Source organism: Acinetobacter sp. WC-141 (assembly GCF_000313935.1).
Classification (GTDB): Bacteria; Pseudomonadota; Gammaproteobacteria; order Pseudomonadales; family Moraxellaceae; genus Acinetobacter.
Genome location: NZ_AMSS01000089.1, coordinates 117,632 through 135,973 on the forward strand (window position 1 = coordinate 117,632; position 18,342 = coordinate 135,973).

Annotated in this window: 15 protein-coding genes and 1 pseudogene; 9 read left to right on the forward strand and 7 right to left on the reverse strand. The window is 37.2% G+C overall.

Going from position 1 to position 18,342, the window contains the following annotated elements; translation table 11 throughout:
- Window positions 1-329: 329 nt before the first annotated feature.
- Window positions 330-1,748, forward strand: coding sequence for a GGDEF domain-containing protein (locus ACINWC141_RS18940; RefSeq protein WP_009393921.1), 1,419 nt, complete (start codon window positions 330-332; stop codon window positions 1,746-1,748).
- A 91-nt stretch (window positions 1,749-1,839) separates the two neighbouring features.
- A complete protein-coding gene (locus ACINWC141_RS18945; protein ID WP_009393940.1) occupies window positions 1,840-2,193 on the forward strand; it encodes a hypothetical protein in 354 nt (117 codons plus the stop codon).
- 21 nt (window positions 2,194-2,214) lie between these two features.
- Here ACINWC141_RS18945 and bfmS read toward each other — a convergent pair whose 3' ends face one another.
- From bfmS to ACINWC141_RS18960, 3 genes are read right to left on the reverse strand one after another with little or no spacing between them, the layout of a single operon-like run.
- On the reverse strand, window positions 2,215-3,864 hold the full coding sequence (bfmS, locus tag ACINWC141_RS18950; RefSeq protein ID WP_034679195.1) for a sensor histidine kinase BfmS: 1,650 nt from the start codon (window positions 3,862-3,864) through the stop codon (window positions 2,215-2,217).
- Window positions 3,865-3,896: 32 nt separating this feature from the next.
- Complete coding sequence (bfmR, locus tag ACINWC141_RS18955) at window positions 3,897-4,613, reverse strand: response regulator transcription factor BfmR (RefSeq protein WP_003653488.1); 717 nt, start codon at window positions 4,611-4,613, stop codon at window positions 3,897-3,899.
- Complete coding sequence (locus tag ACINWC141_RS18960; protein ID WP_034679197.1) at window positions 4,610-4,792, reverse strand: hypothetical protein; 183 nt, start codon at window positions 4,790-4,792, stop codon at window positions 4,610-4,612. Before ACINWC141_RS18960 ends, bfmR begins: the two co-directional genes overlap by 4 nt.
- 353 nt (window positions 4,793-5,145) lie before the next feature.
- Here ACINWC141_RS18960 and ACINWC141_RS18965 point away from each other — a divergent pair, with 353 nt between their 5' ends.
- The 6 genes from ACINWC141_RS18965 to ACINWC141_RS18985 all read left to right on the forward strand — a co-directional run bounded on the left by ACINWC141_RS18965 (window position 5,146) and on the right by ACINWC141_RS18985 (window position 14,465).
- Window positions 5,146-7,977, forward strand: coding sequence for a ribonucleoside-diphosphate reductase subunit alpha (locus tag ACINWC141_RS18965; RefSeq protein WP_009393960.1), 2,832 nt, complete (start codon window positions 5,146-5,148; stop codon window positions 7,975-7,977).
- A 247-nt stretch (window positions 7,978-8,224) separates the two neighbouring features.
- A complete protein-coding gene (locus ACINWC141_RS18970; protein ID WP_009393800.1) occupies window positions 8,225-8,503 on the forward strand; it encodes a hypothetical protein in 279 nt (92 codons plus the stop codon).
- Between the two features lie 24 nt (window positions 8,504-8,527).
- Window positions 8,528-8,656, forward strand: coding sequence for a hypothetical protein (locus ACINWC141_RS19950; RefSeq protein ID WP_004770759.1), 129 nt, complete (start codon window positions 8,528-8,530; stop codon window positions 8,654-8,656).
- Between the two features lie 226 nt (window positions 8,657-8,882).
- Complete coding sequence (locus ACINWC141_RS18975) at window positions 8,883-9,101, forward strand: hypothetical protein (protein WP_009393787.1); 219 nt, start codon at window positions 8,883-8,885, stop codon at window positions 9,099-9,101.
- Window positions 9,102-9,398: 297 nt separating this feature from the next.
- Complete coding sequence (locus tag ACINWC141_RS18980; protein ID WP_009393831.1) at window positions 9,399-10,682, forward strand: ribonucleotide-diphosphate reductase subunit beta; 1,284 nt, start codon at window positions 9,399-9,401, stop codon at window positions 10,680-10,682.
- Window positions 10,683-11,555: 873 nt separating this feature from the next.
- The gene (locus tag ACINWC141_RS18985) at window positions 11,556-14,465 is read left to right on the forward strand and encodes a beta strand repeat-containing protein (RefSeq protein ID WP_009393755.1); all 2,910 of its coding nucleotides are present in this window, start codon (window positions 11,556-11,558) and stop codon (window positions 14,463-14,465) included.
- Between the two features lie 105 nt (window positions 14,466-14,570).
- Here the strand turns inward: ACINWC141_RS18985 and ACINWC141_RS18990 are convergent, their stop codons facing one another.
- Window positions 14,571-15,380, reverse strand: a complete 810-nt coding sequence (locus ACINWC141_RS18990) for a pyrroline-5-carboxylate reductase family protein (RefSeq protein ID WP_009393741.1) — start codon at window positions 15,378-15,380, stop codon at window positions 14,571-14,573.
- 63 nt (window positions 15,381-15,443) lie between these two features.
- The gene (locus ACINWC141_RS18995; protein WP_162137802.1) at window positions 15,444-16,484 is read right to left on the reverse strand and encodes a helix-turn-helix domain-containing protein; all 1,041 of its coding nucleotides are present in this window, start codon (window positions 16,482-16,484) and stop codon (window positions 15,444-15,446) included.
- Between the two features lie 655 nt (window positions 16,485-17,139).
- Between ACINWC141_RS18995 and ACINWC141_RS19955 the strand changes: the two are divergent.
- Window positions 17,140-17,250, forward strand: a pseudogene (locus tag ACINWC141_RS19955) (darcynin family protein); the annotation flags it as partial.
- 130 nt (window positions 17,251-17,380) lie between these two features.
- Here ACINWC141_RS19955 and ACINWC141_RS19000 read toward each other — a convergent pair.
- Together ACINWC141_RS19000 and ACINWC141_RS19005 are read right to left on the reverse strand one after the other, a co-directional pair.
- On the reverse strand, window positions 17,381-18,052 hold the full coding sequence (locus ACINWC141_RS19000; protein WP_009393907.1) for a hypothetical protein: 672 nt from the start codon (window positions 18,050-18,052) through the stop codon (window positions 17,381-17,383).
- A gap of 92 nt (window positions 18,053-18,144) precedes the next feature.
- Window positions 18,145-18,342: IS3 family transposase (locus tag ACINWC141_RS19005; RefSeq protein WP_009387875.1), on the reverse strand; the 198-nt coding region annotated here is incomplete at its 5' end.

Genomic DNA, 18,342 nt, shown 5'->3' on the forward strand with positions numbered 1-18,342 from the left:
CTGATTTCTAATTTCGCATGCTAGTTGAAGCGTCTTAGTCTTTCGGATGATTTTCTAAACAAAACTATTCTTCTATGGGTTGTAAGGGGGGTTTCACCGCACATAATCGGTTTATTTAATAGTTTTTTTGTTTATGATGATTTTTTTCATTTTTTAATTTTAGAATAATTACACAGTTCATCGACCATTAAGTTTTTATAACTTACTTTTTTATAATATTAGTTTGTTTTTTATTGTATTCAACTTCTCCTCTGAATTATGATGAATGTTTAGTCATGCATAATATTTTATTACTCTTGGATAAGAGTGTTTATCATTAAGGGCAGCTGATGCCATACTCACTTCGTGAATTTTCATTTCCTTCTTCTTTAAAATTTTTTCTTCTATTTTGCTTCATTATTACCATATGTTGTTTTATTGGTATCGCATCTCGTCCTTTAAGTTTTCTGGCGTTCTTTTGGCCAGCCAATTCTGTTTTACTCGGCTTACTGATTCGTTTTCCAAGCACACGTCGACCAAGCGCATTTTTAGGTGCCTATCTAGGATATGTAATTGCTGATCTATTTCAAGGTACTCCATTTGCTCTCACCCTTGTTTTAACAACGTCAAATTTTCTTTATGTTGTTACTACCCTCGCACTTTATACATTTTTTAATCAACATATTAAAGCAGCCTACCGAGGCTATTCTTATCTCTTTTTGTTTGGTCTATGCGGTATAGGCAGCATAATAGGCGCATTATTTGCCGCAACTTTCGTGCCGATGTTTAATACCAAATTTATGCTTGGTAATTTATGGGATGAATTCGGCTATTGGTTCACGTCAGAACTACAAAACGCCTTACTTCTTTTGCCGATCATATTGAACCTACCTCAATATAGTCAGGTAAAGCATTACTTTTCAAGAAATCGTGGCTTACAGGCGATTGACCTTTTACCTTTTTTGGCTGTCATTATTTCTATTGGTGCCAGCTATTATGACTCTGGCCCGGGTTCATTACTCTATCCGATCGCGGCACTCATCTGGTGCGCTATTCGCTATAAACCTATTATTGTTGCACTCATTACGACCTTTACCAGTGCCTATATTATCTATCATGTCTCTGGCCATTACCTTTTGCTTTATCCGAACGAATATTTAAGCAACACCATCTCGATTCGTATTGGCTTAATCATGATGACGATTGCACCTCTTACCGTCTCTAGCATTAGTGTTTTGCATTCAGAGTTAATTCAAAAGCTTCAACATGCCATCGCACATGACGAGCTAACCTCTAGCCTTACTCGACGCCAGTTTTTACAGTCAGTTAGACTCCTTCAAGAAAAGGTACATAAGGAAAATAAAACCTCGGCCTTTTTCATGCTTGATGTAGACCATTTCAAACAAGTTAATGACAACTATGGCCACCAAATAGGTGACCGTGCACTACAGACTTGTGTCACCACCATTCAAAATATTTTACATCCTCAGGATTTATTAGGTCGCTTTGGCGGCGAAGAGTTTGCAATTTTTATTGCAGATACCACCAAAGAAAGTGCTTTTGATCTTGCAGAGCAAATACGTATTAAAATTAGTCAGCAACCGATTTATATTTATGGGAAATTACCCATTTTTATACAAGTTAGTATTGGCATAAGTTTATATTCGCCATCTTCTCATAGAGCGATTGAAAGTTTATTTAAAGAAGCAGATGACGCTTTATATCAAGCAAAACGCCAAGGGCGCAATCGGGTCTTTATATCTTTATAGGTTTTCATTTAATCATCTAGTGTAATGAATTTTATACAATAACCTCTATTTTGCCATGTATGCTAATAACAGATAATAAGGAGAAAAATGCATGACTCTAGAATATACGCATAAACCAAACTACTACTTGTTTGCGCAGTTACTTGTGCGACATATAGAAAGCTATATTCACAAACATCCAGATGCGAACAATGCAATTTTTGACTTGCGAGATGTCTATGAAATATTTAGGCAGGATTTTGCGTCAACCACAACAAACCTAGAAGGTATTTTGCATATTGCAGATGAATATAAAATAGAAACGCTTAATGGAGATCAACCTCTTATTCAAAAATACCAGATTGATGCAAAAAACAATTCATTACTGATCGATTTTAATTCCGATGCGTTGACCAGCTTAAGAAGCGGAAAACCTATTTTGGAACCAGATGCAACTCGATTATAAATAATGCAATAAAAAAGCACCTTATGAAGGTGCTTTTTTATGGGCTTTTAAAGGGGGTTGTTTAAAACGTTTTGCAGGCCACGTCATGATAAAGCGAGCTCCACCTAAAGTAGGGCTTTCATCTACTTTAATTTCACCGCCAAACCAGTACGCAATACGGCTTACAATAGACAACCCTAAACCATAACCACCTGACGCACGAGTACGGCTGTCATCTAAACGGGCAAAGGCTTCAAACACTCTTTGACGATCTTGTTCCGGAATTCCGGCGCCATCATCTTCAACACAGACAAAGGCCATGCCGTCGCTGTGAATGCCACCTGTAATTCGCACTTTGTTATCGCAATAGCGAACGGCATTACCTACCAAGTTTTGAACAACCCGATGTAAATAACGACGCTCTGCATCAACCTTCACATAAAGTGGAGGAGCAACAAGTTCAATTTCTTTTTGCGTTTTTAAAGCTTCGGTTTCTACAGCGACCTGATCTAATACATCAAATAAAGTAATTTCAGCAAAATCTAATGAAGGTGTACCCTGCTCGAGTTTCGCATAAGTCATGATTTCATCAATTAAGGTATTGAGCGCCTCAATGTCTTTATCAATCATGTCGACCTGATGCATACGATGATTGTAATCATCTTCTTCTGCCAACATCTCTGTACCAAAGCGTATACGGGCAACCGGCGTTCTTAGTTCATGAGATACCGCTCTCATTAACTCGCGCTGAGCCTCGATTAAACGCTGAATATGATCAGACATATTGTTATAACTTGAAGCCAAGTTTGCCATTTCGTCACTTCCTTCAATAGGAACACGCAATGACAAATCACCTGACTTCATGCGATTTAATGCATAACGTACTTGGCGAATTTTACGCTCTAACGGCAAGATGAGTCCGTAAACACCTAAACTCAGTAAGAAGAGGCTAAATAAGGTAATTCCTGCAGAAAGTTGTAGCGGCATCCAGTTAAACATTGGAACTGGTCCAAGAACCAGAACTTGTGTCGGATGATTTGGTATTGGAGATACGATTGAAATAGTTGTGCCACGCATTGTCGCACTATCTTTGTACAACATGACACTTTGGTCTTGACGTAAACGACCGATCTGTTCGGAGTCCAGATTAATATCTTGAATGTTGTAGATATTAATTGGATATGAGAAATGTTTTTGAATCTTAGCAAGATATTCTTGTTCTTGCCCCGGATAAAACATTAGATAATCAAGCACAAAAATAGGGAGAGCCTTCATTTGGCGCTCACTAATTTTGTCCACTTTTATCGATAAAAAGTGCTGAGGATCATCACGCAAACCAATAATAATATACGCAATACTATTACTGGCATCGTAACGGACAACAGATTTTTGAGCTTCGATTCGTTTTTTCTCGGTACGAGATAACTCAACCTTGCTCGCATCAGTGTAGTAAATTGGAAGTTCCAATAAATCTGATGCATCTGAAACCCAGTCTATTTTCTGCTGCTTCCCCGGTTGTCGAGCGACTCCCTCACTAATGACATAAGAAATACCATCAGTTAAAGATTCTCGGTATTCTTGTGCGCGTTGATAATTGATGATTTGTACAAGCAAATAACCAAAAACGGCAACCAAAACAACAAGAATTACCAGTCCCGCATATATTCGCAGGAATATGCTGTGTTTAAACACTCGACCAACCTTATAGGAAGTTTATGCAGATCTTATAACCCATTGGTTTCTTTAACGAACAAGTAACCTTTACTACGTACTGTTTTAATACGCTTTGGATTTTCAGGATCATCGCCAATTTTTGGACGAATACGTGAGATACGGACATCGATTGAGCGGTCCTGACCATCGTATTCGATACCGCGTAAACGTTCGAAGATATCTTCACGCGATAAGATACGGCCAGCATTTGATGCAAGCAACCATAATAGGTCATATTCTGCGCTAGTGAAATCAACAAGCTCACCATGCAGCGTTACTGAACGGCCGCCATTATCAATCACAAGGTCATCAAACTCGATACGTTGTGCAACTTCGTCTTCTACAGTTTTATCTGTACGACGTAATAACGCACGGATACGCGCTAAAAGTACACGCGGTTGAACTGGTTTAGCGACATAATCATCCGCACCCATTTCAAGGCCAAGTACCTGATCCATATCTTCTGTACGTGCAGTCAACATCAGAATCGGTTGATGATAATGTGGACGAACTTCACGGCAAACGGTTAAGCCATCGGCACCCGGCAACATGACATCCAAGACCACTAGATCTGGTTGTTCACTAATAATACGACGAATTGCACGGTTACCATCAGTTTCTACACCAACTTCCAAGCCGTTGCGGATTAAATACTCTTGAGTTAATCGTGCTAAACGCTCGTCGTCTTCAACGATCAGAATCTTTGGTAACTTTTCTTCTTGGCTCATATCATTGCCCCTATAAATCTCATTACATGCATCTTAAAAATCTTGCAGATACATTCGTTTATCATTTGCAATATACACACGTTTACATTGTAAACAAGTAGGCGTTCACCAAACTGATACATGACAACTGTGTTTTGTTGCATTTTATTAACCTTTGAATTTTCTCGTGTTTTTAACATTTAGTTATTGTTATTAAATTTCATATTCTATTCATATTTCCAATGTATGAATATTAAACAAATTATTTCTCTACCCCTATTAATTGTATTTAAGTGATTGTTTTTTGAGTTATCCACAAAGTTATCTATAAGCGATTCTTAATAGCTTTGCTATGCTATCTCCCATCAAATCATACAGATAAAAAATTACTAAAAAGTCAAGATTGATCTGCTATGAAAAATCCCGTATCTTGTGTTCAAAATAAACTTTAACTACTAAGTCTTGTGTTTATCCCTCAAACATCGTGGCATACTTTTTGCTCGGTTCAAACGGTCTATAAACATAACAAAAGTGACAATGGAGCTATGCTGGCATGAGCGTAATTACTTCGACTCCCGGTCAAATTCAGGTGATCAAACGCACTGGAGATGTTGCTGCATTTGATGCAGAGAAAATTTCTGTTGCGATTGGTAAAGCTTTTCTTGCTGTGGAAGGTCAACAGAGTTCGGATTCAAGCCGTATTCACGACCGTATTACCCAGTTGACGGAAATGGTATTAAATACTTTCACTCGCCGTTTACCATCAGGCGGTACGATCCATATTGAAGAAATTCAAGATCAGGTTGAACTTGCCTTAATGCGTACCGGAGAACAGAAAGTTGCCCGCGCTTACGTGATTTACCGCGAACAACGTACGAATGCTCGTCAGCAAACGAACTCAAACCACCACCCTACATTACAAGTGACCGATGCAAACGGTCAGCTTCAGCCACTTGATTTAAGTGCATTGCAAGCAACTGTAGCGAAAGCAGCTGAAGGTTTGGAAGGTATTGACGTTCAGGCTATTGTCGATGAAACCGTTAAAAACTTATATAACGGCGTAAAAGAGAGTGATATTGCCACTACGATGATGATGGCAACACGTACTCGTATTGAACAAGAACCAAACTATACTTACGTTACTGCACGTTTGCTTTCTAGTGAATTAGTGAGCACAGGTTTAGCATTCTTAGGCTTACCTACAGATACTCCTGAAAACACTGCACTTGAAGCCTTTTTGAAAAAAGGTGTAGAGCTTGATTTGCTTTCACCTGACTTGCTTGACTTCGACTTAGAAAAACTATCAGCAGCAATTCAGCCAGAACGCTCTAATCAGTTTACCTACTTAGGTTTACAGACTTTATTTGACCGTTACTTCATTCACTCAAACGGCGTTCGCTTCGAATTACCACAATTATTCTTCATGCGTGTGTCGATGGGTCTCGCGTTAAATGAAGAAAATAAAGAAGAACGTGCAATCGAGTTCTATAACTTGTTGTCTAGCTTCGACTACATGGCTTCTACGCCTACCCTATTTAACTCAGGTACATTACGTCCACAGCTTTCTAGTTGTTACTTAACAACGATTGGCGATGACCTCTATGACATTTATGGCGCAATGCGTGACAACGCAATGCTTTCTAAATGGGCTGGCGGTTTAGGTAATGACTGGACACCTGTACGTGCATTGAACTCTTATATTAAGGGTACAAACGGTAAATCTCAGGGTGTTGTTCCATTCTTGAAAGTTGCCAACGATACAGCTGTTGCAGTAAACCAAGGTGGTAAGCGTAAAGGTGCCGTATGTGCATACTTAGAAACTTGGCACTTAGACATCGAAGAGTTTTTAGAACTTCGTAAAAACACAGGTGATGACCGTCGCCGTACACACGACATGAACACTGCGAACTGGGTTCCAGACTTGTTTATGCAACGTGTATTTGAAGATGGTGAATGGACACTATTTACCCCTTCTGAAACTCCAGACTTGCACGACTTAACGGGTGCTGAATTTGCTGAGCGTTATGCTTACTATGAGTCTGTAGCGAAAGAAACAAACATGCTACATAAGAAAGTACGTGCTAAAGACTTATGGCGCAAAATGCTTTCTATGTTGTTTGAAACTGGTCACCCGTGGATTACATTCAAAGATGTATGTAACTTACGTTCACCACAACAACATGTTGGTGTAGTTCACTCATCTAACTTATGTACTGAAATTACCTTGAATACAAATCAAGACGAAATTGCAGTATGTAACTTGGGCTCGATCAACCTTGTACAACACGTTAAAGGTGGTGTGTTAGATCGTGAGAAGTTAGCTCGCACAATTAAAACAGCAGTACGTATGCTCGATAACGTTATCGATATTAACTACTACGCTGTACCACAAGCGAAAAACTCGAACTTGAAACACCGCCCAGTGGGTATGGGTATCATGGGCTTCCAAGATGCTCTATATGAAATGAACATCGCTTACGGTTCTGATGCTGCTATTGATTTTGCTGATGAATCAATGGAAGTAATTAGTTACTACGCGATTGAAACTTCAAGCAACTTGGCTGTTGAACGTGGTGCTTACTCAACATTCAAAGGTTCATTGTGGGATCAAGGTATCCTTCCAATCGACTCTTTAGAAATTGTTGCGAAATCTCGTCCAGAACGCATGTTCGAAGTTGACCGTACTCAACGTTTAGACTGGGACACTTTACGTGCCAAAGTTCAAAAAGACGGTATGCGTAACTCAAACGTGATGGCGATTGCTCCTACTGCAACCATCTCTAACATTTGTGGTGTTTCTCAGTCTATTGAGCCAACATTCCAAAACTTATATGTGAAATCTAACTTGTCTGGTGAGTTCACTGTGATTAACCCTTACCTTGTTCGTGCATTAAAAGAACGTGGTCTTTGGGACACAGTGATGGTTAATGACTTGAAACACTTCGAAGGTTCAGTACAAAAAATTGCTCGTATTCCTGAAGAATTAAAAGCAATCTTTGCTACTGCATTTGAAGTGGATACACGTTGGATCGTTGATGCTGCATCACGCCGTCAAAAATGGATCGATCAAGCTCAGTCGCTTAACTTGTACATTGCTGGTGCAAATGGTAAGAAACTTGACATCACTTACAAGATGGCATGGTTACGTGGTCTTAAGACGACTTATTACCTCCGAGCTTTAGGCGCGACTTCTGCTGAAAAATCTACAATTAACACAGGTGCTCTAAACGCGGTTAAACCTGCGTCTGTTGAAGCGGCTCCGGTTGCTGCCCCTGTTGTAGAAGCGAAGAAACCAGAAACTGCTGAAGAAGATGGTTTTACCCAAGCGGCTCCAGTGCCAATGGCTTGTTCAATCGACAACCCAGATTGTGAAGCTTGCCAATAGATAAAATATTTTGTTGTGATTATCCAAGATAATCACAACTCTTTTTAAATTACGCATCTCCTACAGCATAATTTAAAAATTTTAGACATAAAAAAAGGGAATCCTCCTACAGATCCCCTTTCTAGTCTAAGAAGCGAGTTCTTCGACATATTGCTTCGCTAAAAGCAGGTGAATAATCGCCTGATCTCGCAATATCGTCAAGGACTTTTAAGTAAAAACTGTCCAATCAATATGCGAGGTAAGCAAAATGACAGTATATTCGGTAAGTTACGACCTAAATGAAGAAGGTCAAAATTATAAAGATTTAATCGATGAGATTAAAAAATTCAACGGTTATTGCAAAGTAATGAAATCATATTGGTTTGTTTGCTCAGACAATGATGCTAATTCAGTATCAGATAGATTGAGAAAACACATAGATAACAATGATTATTTGCTGGTAATGGAAACATCTACAAATCGTCAAGGTTGGCTAAATAAAGATGTATGGGCATGGCTGAAGCAACATCAAGCGTCTTCAGTTTAACTTATAAAATTAAAGGTAAAGGTTATGTTTCATCTCAGCCATAACTACATATTAGGATTAGCTGTCTTAATCTTTGCCTTTATCTTTTTTTATATACCAATGGTTTATGCGTTTTTAGCGATTAGAAAACAACAACGTAAGCAAAACAAATAATTTTAAAATTAATGAATTATTTCTTTTGGTTATGGATAAGAAAATACTCTTTAAATATCCAAAATGAGAAAGGGAAACACCGCGCCAACGATGCTTCCCTTTTCCCAAAAGACATAAGGTTATCTTTTGGGCGATGACTATTCTTACGAAACAGCTAGGGAATATTCTGAACTAGTTTAAAGCCATCGTCAATTTAACCTGAATTTAATTCATAAGGATAAACCCTATGGCTACAAAAATTGGCAGAGATGCCCGTACAGGACAATTTATTACTGTTAATGAGGCTCGAAGAAGGCCATCAACAACTACTGTTGAAACACTACCTTCAACGAGCCCATCTAACACATTTCAAGTTGGACGAGATGCTCGTACAGGACAATTTATTACTGTTAGTGAAGCTCGGCGTCGGCCAAGCACGACAGTTGTTGAAAATATCCCCAAATAGCTTTATTTGAAAATGAAAGGAACCTCGATTTTTATCGGGGTTTCTGTGCAGAAAAATTCAAAAACAACATGTTGATTTAATTGAAATTTTCAATACAAATAAATACAAATAAAATTCCTCAAAAAACAAACAAGTACACGAGATTTTAATTAATTTTATCCAACTGAGGACTTTCTTCCCTATCAAAATTTCAATATCAAAACTACAATAGAGGAAGTTTTAAAGCATATAAGTTCCACAATCTTTCTGTTTTTTCATTAAGGGTTAATGTGGAATCATAATTATTGAGGAAACCATATGTCTATCCTTAGTTGGGACGATTTTGAAGATGATTCGCAAAAACCGACTGCACCTGAACACAAGTCTGCGTCCATCCAACCGGAAAAAACGCCTGATTCGCAGAATGTATCTGCTGCGCAGCCATCATCGCAGAGCATGGCAGCTCCACAATCCGCTGGAACCCATTCCGTGCGACCAACAGTTGCCTCCGATACGGTGGCTAGAGCCTCTGCAGCCTTAGAACATTTAGATGTTGCCCCTGGCCTTGAAGAGCTAGAAATGGGCGCGCAACGTGTTCAAGTTGACGACAAAGCAATGATTAACTGTCGTGCAGACTTGAACCAACTTGTGCCATTTAAATACGAGTGGGCTTGGCAGAAGTATCTTGATGGGTGTGCAAACCACTGGATGCCGCAAGAAGTAAACATGAACCTCGACATCGCGCTTTGGAAGTCTGAAAATGGCTTAACTGAAGATGAGCGTACGATTGTGATGCGTTCTTTAGGTTTCTTCTCGACTGCGGACTCTTTGGTTGCAAACAACTTAGTATTGGCAATTTACCGCCACATTACTAACCCTGAATGCCGTCAGTACATTTTGCGTCAAGCATTTGAAGAAGCAATTCACACTCACGCTTACCAATACTGTATCGAATCTTTAGGTATGGATGAAGGCGAAGTCTTCAACATGTACCGTGAAGTTCCATCTGTTGCGCGTAAAGCAGCGTGGGGATTGAAATATACTCAATCTTTAACTGACCCTAATTTCCATACAGGCACACCTGAAAACGACCAGCGTTTACTTCGTAACCTGATCGCATTCTACTGTGTACTTGAAGGTATCTTCTTCTACTGTGGCTTTACTCAAATTTTGAGTATGGGTCGTCGTAACAAGATGAACGGTGTTGCTGAGCAATTCCAGTACATCTTGCGTGATGAATCTATGCACTTGAACTTTGGTATCGACATGATTAACCAAATCAAGATTGAGAACCCTCACCTTTGGAGCGCTGAGTTCCAACAAGAAGTGGTTCAAATGATTGTTGAAGGCACAATGCTTGAAATCGAATATGCGCGTGACACAATGCCACGTGGTGTATTGGGTATGAACGCAAGCATGATGGAAGAATATTTGAAATTCATCTGTAACCGCCGTTTATCTCAGTTAGGTTTACCAGAGCAGTTTGCTGGTGTAACGAACCCATTTGCGTGGATGTCTGAGATGATGGACTTACGTAAAGAGAAGAACTTCTTTGAAACTCGCGTAACTGACTACCAAACTGGTGGTGCGTTAAGCTGGTAAGTCTAACTTATCAAATCAAAAGAGCCGCTCTACTAGAGTGGCTTTTTTATTTAATATAACACCTTGGTTTAGTCGAAGTTTTTATTATATTAAGCTTATAAGCTAATAATTTAATATGTATTAAGATTCACAAAAAATGCAATTATTACAAGTTTATTAATTCTAAAATAAATAAAGGACTAAAAATATAAAATATTTCAATATAAGTTTAAATATGGTGTTGGTTGGTCCACCTCAGCTTTTAAACGAAATAAAGATCCAACCAACTATTTATATATAGCATATTTTTTTATGATTACTAGACCTAATTCAGAACATTACAAAAATAAACCAACACCACCCCATTAATAAAATAACTTAGAATTCTAAAATTCAACAATAATATATATTAACTTATAAAAATGCATTTTATCTCAAGATCTGTAACCATTTGTACTACACCCTATTTTCTATTGACTCTATTTCTTAATCTAAATATATTAAAACTGTATTTAAATACAAACAAAAACTTTATAATTAAATTCCTGAAATACAGTAAAAGCCCATCTTTACAGATTGGGCTTTTTACTTTTTATTAAATAAACTCACTTAATAAAAAGTTCAAAAAATTAGCAATAAATATATTATGAAAAATATTGTTAATATAATAAATTTTCTCATGAATTGTTTAAAAAATGTTATTAAAAATAATTATATTTTTTATTTTATTGATTTTAAAAATATTTGTAGTTTCATTCTTTTACTAGTGACAAATTGCACACCTTGACACCAAATAGTAAAAAATTAAATACTCTTTCAAGATTATGTGCTATGACGCACACAATCAATAAATAGTAATAAAAATATCTCAAACAAAACACATGGAAATAGATTATGTTTATTAAAAGTATTTTATCTTCGATTATCCCACTTCCTGAAAATAGTAGTACAAGCAGTAATTTAGGTAATGGCTCGGGTGATGGCCTACTTAATGGTATAGCTTCCGGAAATGGTGAACATAACTACGGAATTGGCAATGGTATTGGTGATGACGCAAGTATTACTGCTCCAATTACCATTCCCCTCAACCTCTCTGGCAACTCAATTACACTCATAGGTAATTCATCTTCAAGTTCAGTGAATAGCTCTCCAACAACCACTTCAAATAATGTTAACGACAACGACACTACTATTAACGGTAATGGCTCTACAGTTGGTGGCGGTGCAGGCAATGGCTCTGGCGATGGGATATTAAACGGCGCTGCTTCAGGGAATGGCGAACAAAACTTTGGGATTGGTAATGGCATTGCCGATGACGCAAGCATTACTGCCCCACTTTCAATTCCAATTAATCTTGCAGGTAACTCCATTACCCTCATTGGGGACTCATCCTCAAGTTCGGTTAACAACTCGTCAACCAACACATCGAACACAGTCAATGACAACGATACCACCGATAATGGCAACGGTTCGGGTGCAGGCAATGGTTCTGGTGATGGTTTGCTAAATGGAGTTGCTTCTGGAAATGGTGAACATAATTACGGAATCGGAAATGGTATTGCTGATGATGCGAGCATTACTGCACCAATTACCATTCCCCTTAACCTTTCTGGTAACTCAATTACCTTAATCGGCAACTCATCTGCTAGTTCAGTGAATACCTCACCAACTACTACTTCAAATACGGTCAATGACAATGACACTACTGATAACGGCAATGGTGATAGTGGCGTGAGTGCACTTGGCCGCTCTGGCAACGGTTCTGGTGATGGGGCTGGAAATGGCCCAGCTTCTGGCAATGGTGAACACAACTACGGTATTGGCAATGGTAACGGCGATGATGTTGATATTACTGCTCCAATTACTGGTGTTCTGAACTTCTCTGGGAACTCATTTACTTTAATTGGTGACTCTTCATCAAGTTCAATCAATACAGCTCCAACAACGACTTCGAATACTGTTAACGATAATGACACGATTGATAATGGTAATAGTGGCGGACTTGGCGGAGATTCAGGAAATGGTTCTGGTGATGGACTATTAAACGGTGCAGCTTCTGGCAACGGCGAACAAAACTTCGGTATTGGCAATGGCAACGGTGATGATGCGGATATCACTGCCCCAATTACTGGAGTGTTGAATTTCTCAGGTAATTCTTTCTCGCTCATTGGCAATTCATCTTCTAGTTCAATTAATACTGCACCAACCACAAGCACCAATACGGTTAATGACAATGACGTAACTGATAACGGCAATGATGGTGGTGCACTTGTTGGTGGTAGTTCTGGAAATGGTTCTGGTGACGGCCTACTCAACGGCGCTGCTTCTGGCAATGGCGAACATAACTATGGTATTGGCAACGGTAATGGTGACGATGCAGATTTCACCTTCCCACTGACTGGCGTACTCAACTTTTCTGGAAACTCGCTTTCAGGCTTTGGTAATTCGTCTAGTGACTCGGTAAATGTTTCCCCAACGACCACAACCAACACAGTCAACGACAATGACACCATTGATAATGCTAACTCAGGTGGCCTCATAGGCGATTCTGGCAATGGTTCTGGTGATGGTTTACTCAACGGTGCAGCGTCTGGTAATGGCGAACATAACTATGGCATTGGCAACGGAAATGGTGACGACGCAGACTTTACACTTCCATTTACTGGTGGTTTGAACATTTTAGGTAATGCTTTATCAGGAGCAGGTGGCTCTTCGACAGATTCTATTAATATTTCACCAACGACCACTTCAAATACGGTCAATGACAATGACACTACCAATAATGGTAATACTTCAGGTGGTGTGATTGGTTCTGATGGTTCAGGTAATGGTTCTGGCGATGGACTGTTGAATGGCATTGCATCAGGTAACGGTGAACATAATTACGGCATTGGCAACGGTAATGGCGATGATGTTGACGTTATTGCTCCTATCACTACACCAATTAATGTATTAGGTAACTCTTTCTCCTTTATTGGTGGTGAAGGTACAGGCGATCTCTTAGGTCCAATTACTGGCGTTATTGGTGGTATTGGCAGTGATGGCGACATTCTCAGCCCGATTACTGGCATTATCGGTGGCATTGGTGGTGATGGTGATATTCTAAGCCCGATTACTGACATTATCGGTGGTATTGGCGGTATCGGTGGTGATCTGGGTGATAACCCAATTACAGGCCTCATCCAAAGCGGTATTGATATTTTACAAGGTGCTGAAAGTTTAAAAACCACTTTAATCAATGGTGGTATTGATACGATTGCCGGAACAATTATTGGTGTATTCCCTGATGCAGAGCACCCTGTAGGTGATTTTGCCGATCTTGGAAAACTACTTTTCGAGACTTCACGCGATAGTGTTAATGGTACGCTTGAAGCTATTTCTGATCTTGCAGGCGCAAACCTTGATGGTGCAAGCGGCTCGTTCACTGGTGTAATTAATACACTGCTTACTAATGGTTCAACGGCGTCTACCATTATTCAGCATATTGTAGGTGATGACCTAGTCACTGAAAACGGTGGTCTATTAGGGTCAATCACTACGATTATTGGTGGCGTTGACAGTGGCGATGGTGGATTCTTAGGTGGTCTAGATGGCTTAATTAATATTAACTATGGCGATTCAGACAATAATAACTCTGGGAATGTAGAAGATATTTTAGGAAGTATTCTCGGCTCAGTAGGTTCAAATCAAGGTATTGCTGTAGGTGAACCTGACCCAACTGGTGGTAGTTTGATTAATACAATTTCTTTCACATCAATAAACCAGTTAACTGACCAATTGTTGCATGCTTTACCAACAGTCTAATTTATTTGTAAAGATATAAGCTTCATAAAAGCACCTTTCAAATTTCGTATTTGGAAGGTGCTTTTTATTAAAAACAATAATTATCTATGAGTAAGTTTAAAAAGCTTACCTCACTTCTGCAATTATTTCGGATGTGATTTCCTTACTACGATAATATGCAGCTTTCATGGCTAAACGAATATCATCAGATACATTTCCCAAATAAAACATTCTTAGTGCTGATTCTGTAATTCCATTATTTAAAGTTACCTTTCCACACAAATCAACAGGTGGCACATTGGTTTTACGAACCATTTCAACTGCACCGCTTGCCGCTTGAAGTGCTAGCTCTAAAGCAAATTGTTTGTCGAGGCCTAATGAGATTCCTGTTTTAACCATACTATCTAAAATATAAAAAAAATAAGCTGGACCTGAACCAGATAAGGCAATGATTGCATCAGCTTGAGTTTCAGAAAGTGCCCAGAAAACCTTGCCCGTAGCCGTATACAACATTTCTATTAAGTCTTTATCAAGCTGATTCATTTCCTCTGAAGTTATAAATACATGAGTACCGGAATGAGTAAGTACAGGTGGATTAGAAATTACTCGAATAACTTTTTTTGAACCTGTAAGATTTGCCAATGTAGCAATATCAATCCCAGCCATCATAGAAACAATTACTTTATTTGCTAACCATTTTTTTAGAGGCAGCAAAGTACCTTTTAAATTTTCTGGTGCTAATAATAAGATAACAATGTCAGCTTTTTTTAAAATAATCTGCTTTTGTTTCTGTATTTTTTCATCATAAGACACCTGACTGTCAATCATTTGTATTTTTTCTTTTTGTAGCCCTTTTTTAATCAAACAATCCATAAAAGCTAATGAAAGATTATTAATACCAATAAAACAAATATTAGCTTGAAGATTTTTTAACATTAAATGCTACCTTATATAAAAATAAGCGACCCTAAAAAATAAATAAAAAGGTTATGAAATATTTTACTCCATGACAGAATTTGTAGCTAAATTTTTAAAGTGATTATATAAACCCTTACCTATTTCCACATATATTTTACTTCTTGATTTCTTTAACCTAATTTCATTAGGAGCGAATCCAAACCGCTGACGAAAAACTCGATAAAATTGATTACTACTTTTAAATCCGCATTCATGTGCAATTTGGGTTACACTTTTTTTATTTATAGGATTTAAAAGTTCACGATATGCGATATCTAGACGTTTATTACGGATAACAGTAATTACTCCATTATCTTCATCAAACGCTCGATAGAGATGTGCTCTAGAAACTCTAAATGTTTTCATTAAAAGTTCAACATTGAGATGTGGGTCTTCGATATTTAAATCGATAAAGTGTAATACTCTCCCTTTTAAAACCTCAGCCCCTTGTATTTTTTCATTGAGTTCAAGTAAGCTTTGAGGAGCTGCACCTCTTAATGCTGTAATAAGTAATGATAATAATGTATAAATTGTTACTGAAGCTTCTTTTTCTTTTAAACGTAAAGCCACATCAAATAAACCCAACATATAATCTTTTAATATTTTAGTCATTGGTTTATTTGCTTTTAATATTATATCCTGACAAATTCTATAACCATCTAATTGATGTATGAGTAATGACTTAGGTATATATATACTTAAGTATTTACCTCCATAAGAAACACCATGAAAACTCTTAGTAAGATCAATTAAAATAATATCTCCCACTTCAATATTCGAACTTCCACTATTTGTTGTACAATTATATATATACTGTCCTTCGAGAGTGATAGAGAGCAGATACATATCTAGATTAGATGATGATACTAAATCTCTAGAACGCTCATATTGGTAAGCACCCGCCTCTATATTTAATAAGATTAGATCTTGAACCTTACGCACCTGAAAACGCCCATACAAATGAGATTCATTAATTGGCGTAATATTTACAATAGGTGAAAATATCATCTGAAAATATGCGTTACGGCTATCTTCACTAACAACATCTGTAGTAAGCAAAATATCACAGGCTTCTGTAGTCACAAGCATTGACCTCCTGTAACTTAAGCCTAAATAATTTGATCTGAGGTGGTGTCATAAGACTCCCTATTCTGAGCCATTTTTCATTCCTAGATATAACTTCACTCGATTTACACATCTAATAAACAAGAGAATTTATAAAAAATTCTTAAAATATAAAAGATTAAGTAATTGTGAAAGCAAGCGTAATAAACCATAGGAATTGTTAAGGTGAACTATCATTTTAAGTATAAAAAACCTTTTTATTATGCAAAAAATCTCATTTGTTGTATAAAAAGTCTCATTTATGTTGAAAAAAAATTCTTTTAAATAAGCTACTTATAGTTTTTTCATGCTATCTATTTAAAAATGTATGACAACTACATTTTATAAGAAAAAATATCCTATTAATTTATATGATAAATATTAATAATTTCTAACTAATGCATAATTTTATTATTTAAATTTTGAAGAGAAATTTTGTTTATTTCAACAGGTCAAAAATGAAACATTTAAACTTTTGATCTACTGATATTCAGAGAAGTATTGACTTTATGCAAAGCACCAAAAGCTAAAAACAGGTTTGATCAATGAGGGGAATTGATAAGATTGCAGGAACAATGATTGGCCTATTCGCTGATGTAGAACATCTTATCGGTGATTTAGCCGACCTTAGGAAGATACGATTCGAGACTCTGAGTTTTGTACAATGCCCTACTTTGAGTTTGTAGAGATTATTCCTGCGATTGAGTATGAGTATGAGTATGTGGAATATGAAAGTTCTTTATAAAATACGTGTAACTTTTTATCAAACCAGTGATGTCTTAAGCCAGTAATTTTATGGCTATGCCTAAGGTAATAGCCATCGTAAAATTTAGCTTTATTTCGATTTTTTTACATCTATTTCATATAGCTTATTCTTATTGAAAACTTAAAGGAATATTTTGTGTATTAGGAATATGTCCAAAGAAATGCTCACCTTTTGTTTGAAAAAAGATATCAAAACTTTGACTCATAAATGGATCAACTTCACTCTGTTTTTGATAAATTGGTGTAAGCCTATTGATATAATAATTGATCCAATCAACTTGATTTGAAAAATAAGAATAATCTTTAAGGTCAAAATATAGGCTATTCAAATTATCTGCAATCAAATCTACATTAGGATGAAACAACCAAATAATAATCTCCATGGGAGAAACTTTTTGCAGCGTATGCTGAGAAGTTTTATCAAATCTTTCAATTTTATATAATTGCGCGCCAGATTGACTATAACTAGAGCAAAGTAGTTTTCCATTATGAACCTGATCAAGATTTTGACCTAACTCTAAGGTTCGTATTCTCTTAGAAATATCTAAACATTCAGGTAAATTTCTTAATTTAGATTTTGCTATATTTTTAAATATATCAACAGATTGCTGAACTACTCTTGATTCGCCCGTACCAGTAATAATACCTTGCTCCCAAGCATATAACTTCGAGTAATGTGTAGTAGAAAGTTCAACATCTAAGGTTTCATTTACAGTTACTCTTTTATTATCAGCTGCAACGATAATGCTATCGTTTAATTGAATAGCTAAGATGAAAGTCATATTTTACGTAAAATAACGAGACATTTGATATGCATTTATTTTAGGCTATATGATATACGCTGAATTATCAGGAGACTTTCCCTTGGGAGATTCTAGGCAGCCAACTTATAAAAGTCTTCGGCCATTTGATTTGGTGTCTTAAAACCCAAACCCTTTTGAATTCTTCGATGATTATAAAATAACTCAATGTATTTTATAATATCTGCTTTGGCTTCTTCTCTGGTTTGATAGTTGTAATGATGCACTAACTCATTTTTCAGTATTCCCCAAAAGCTTTCAATCGGTGCATT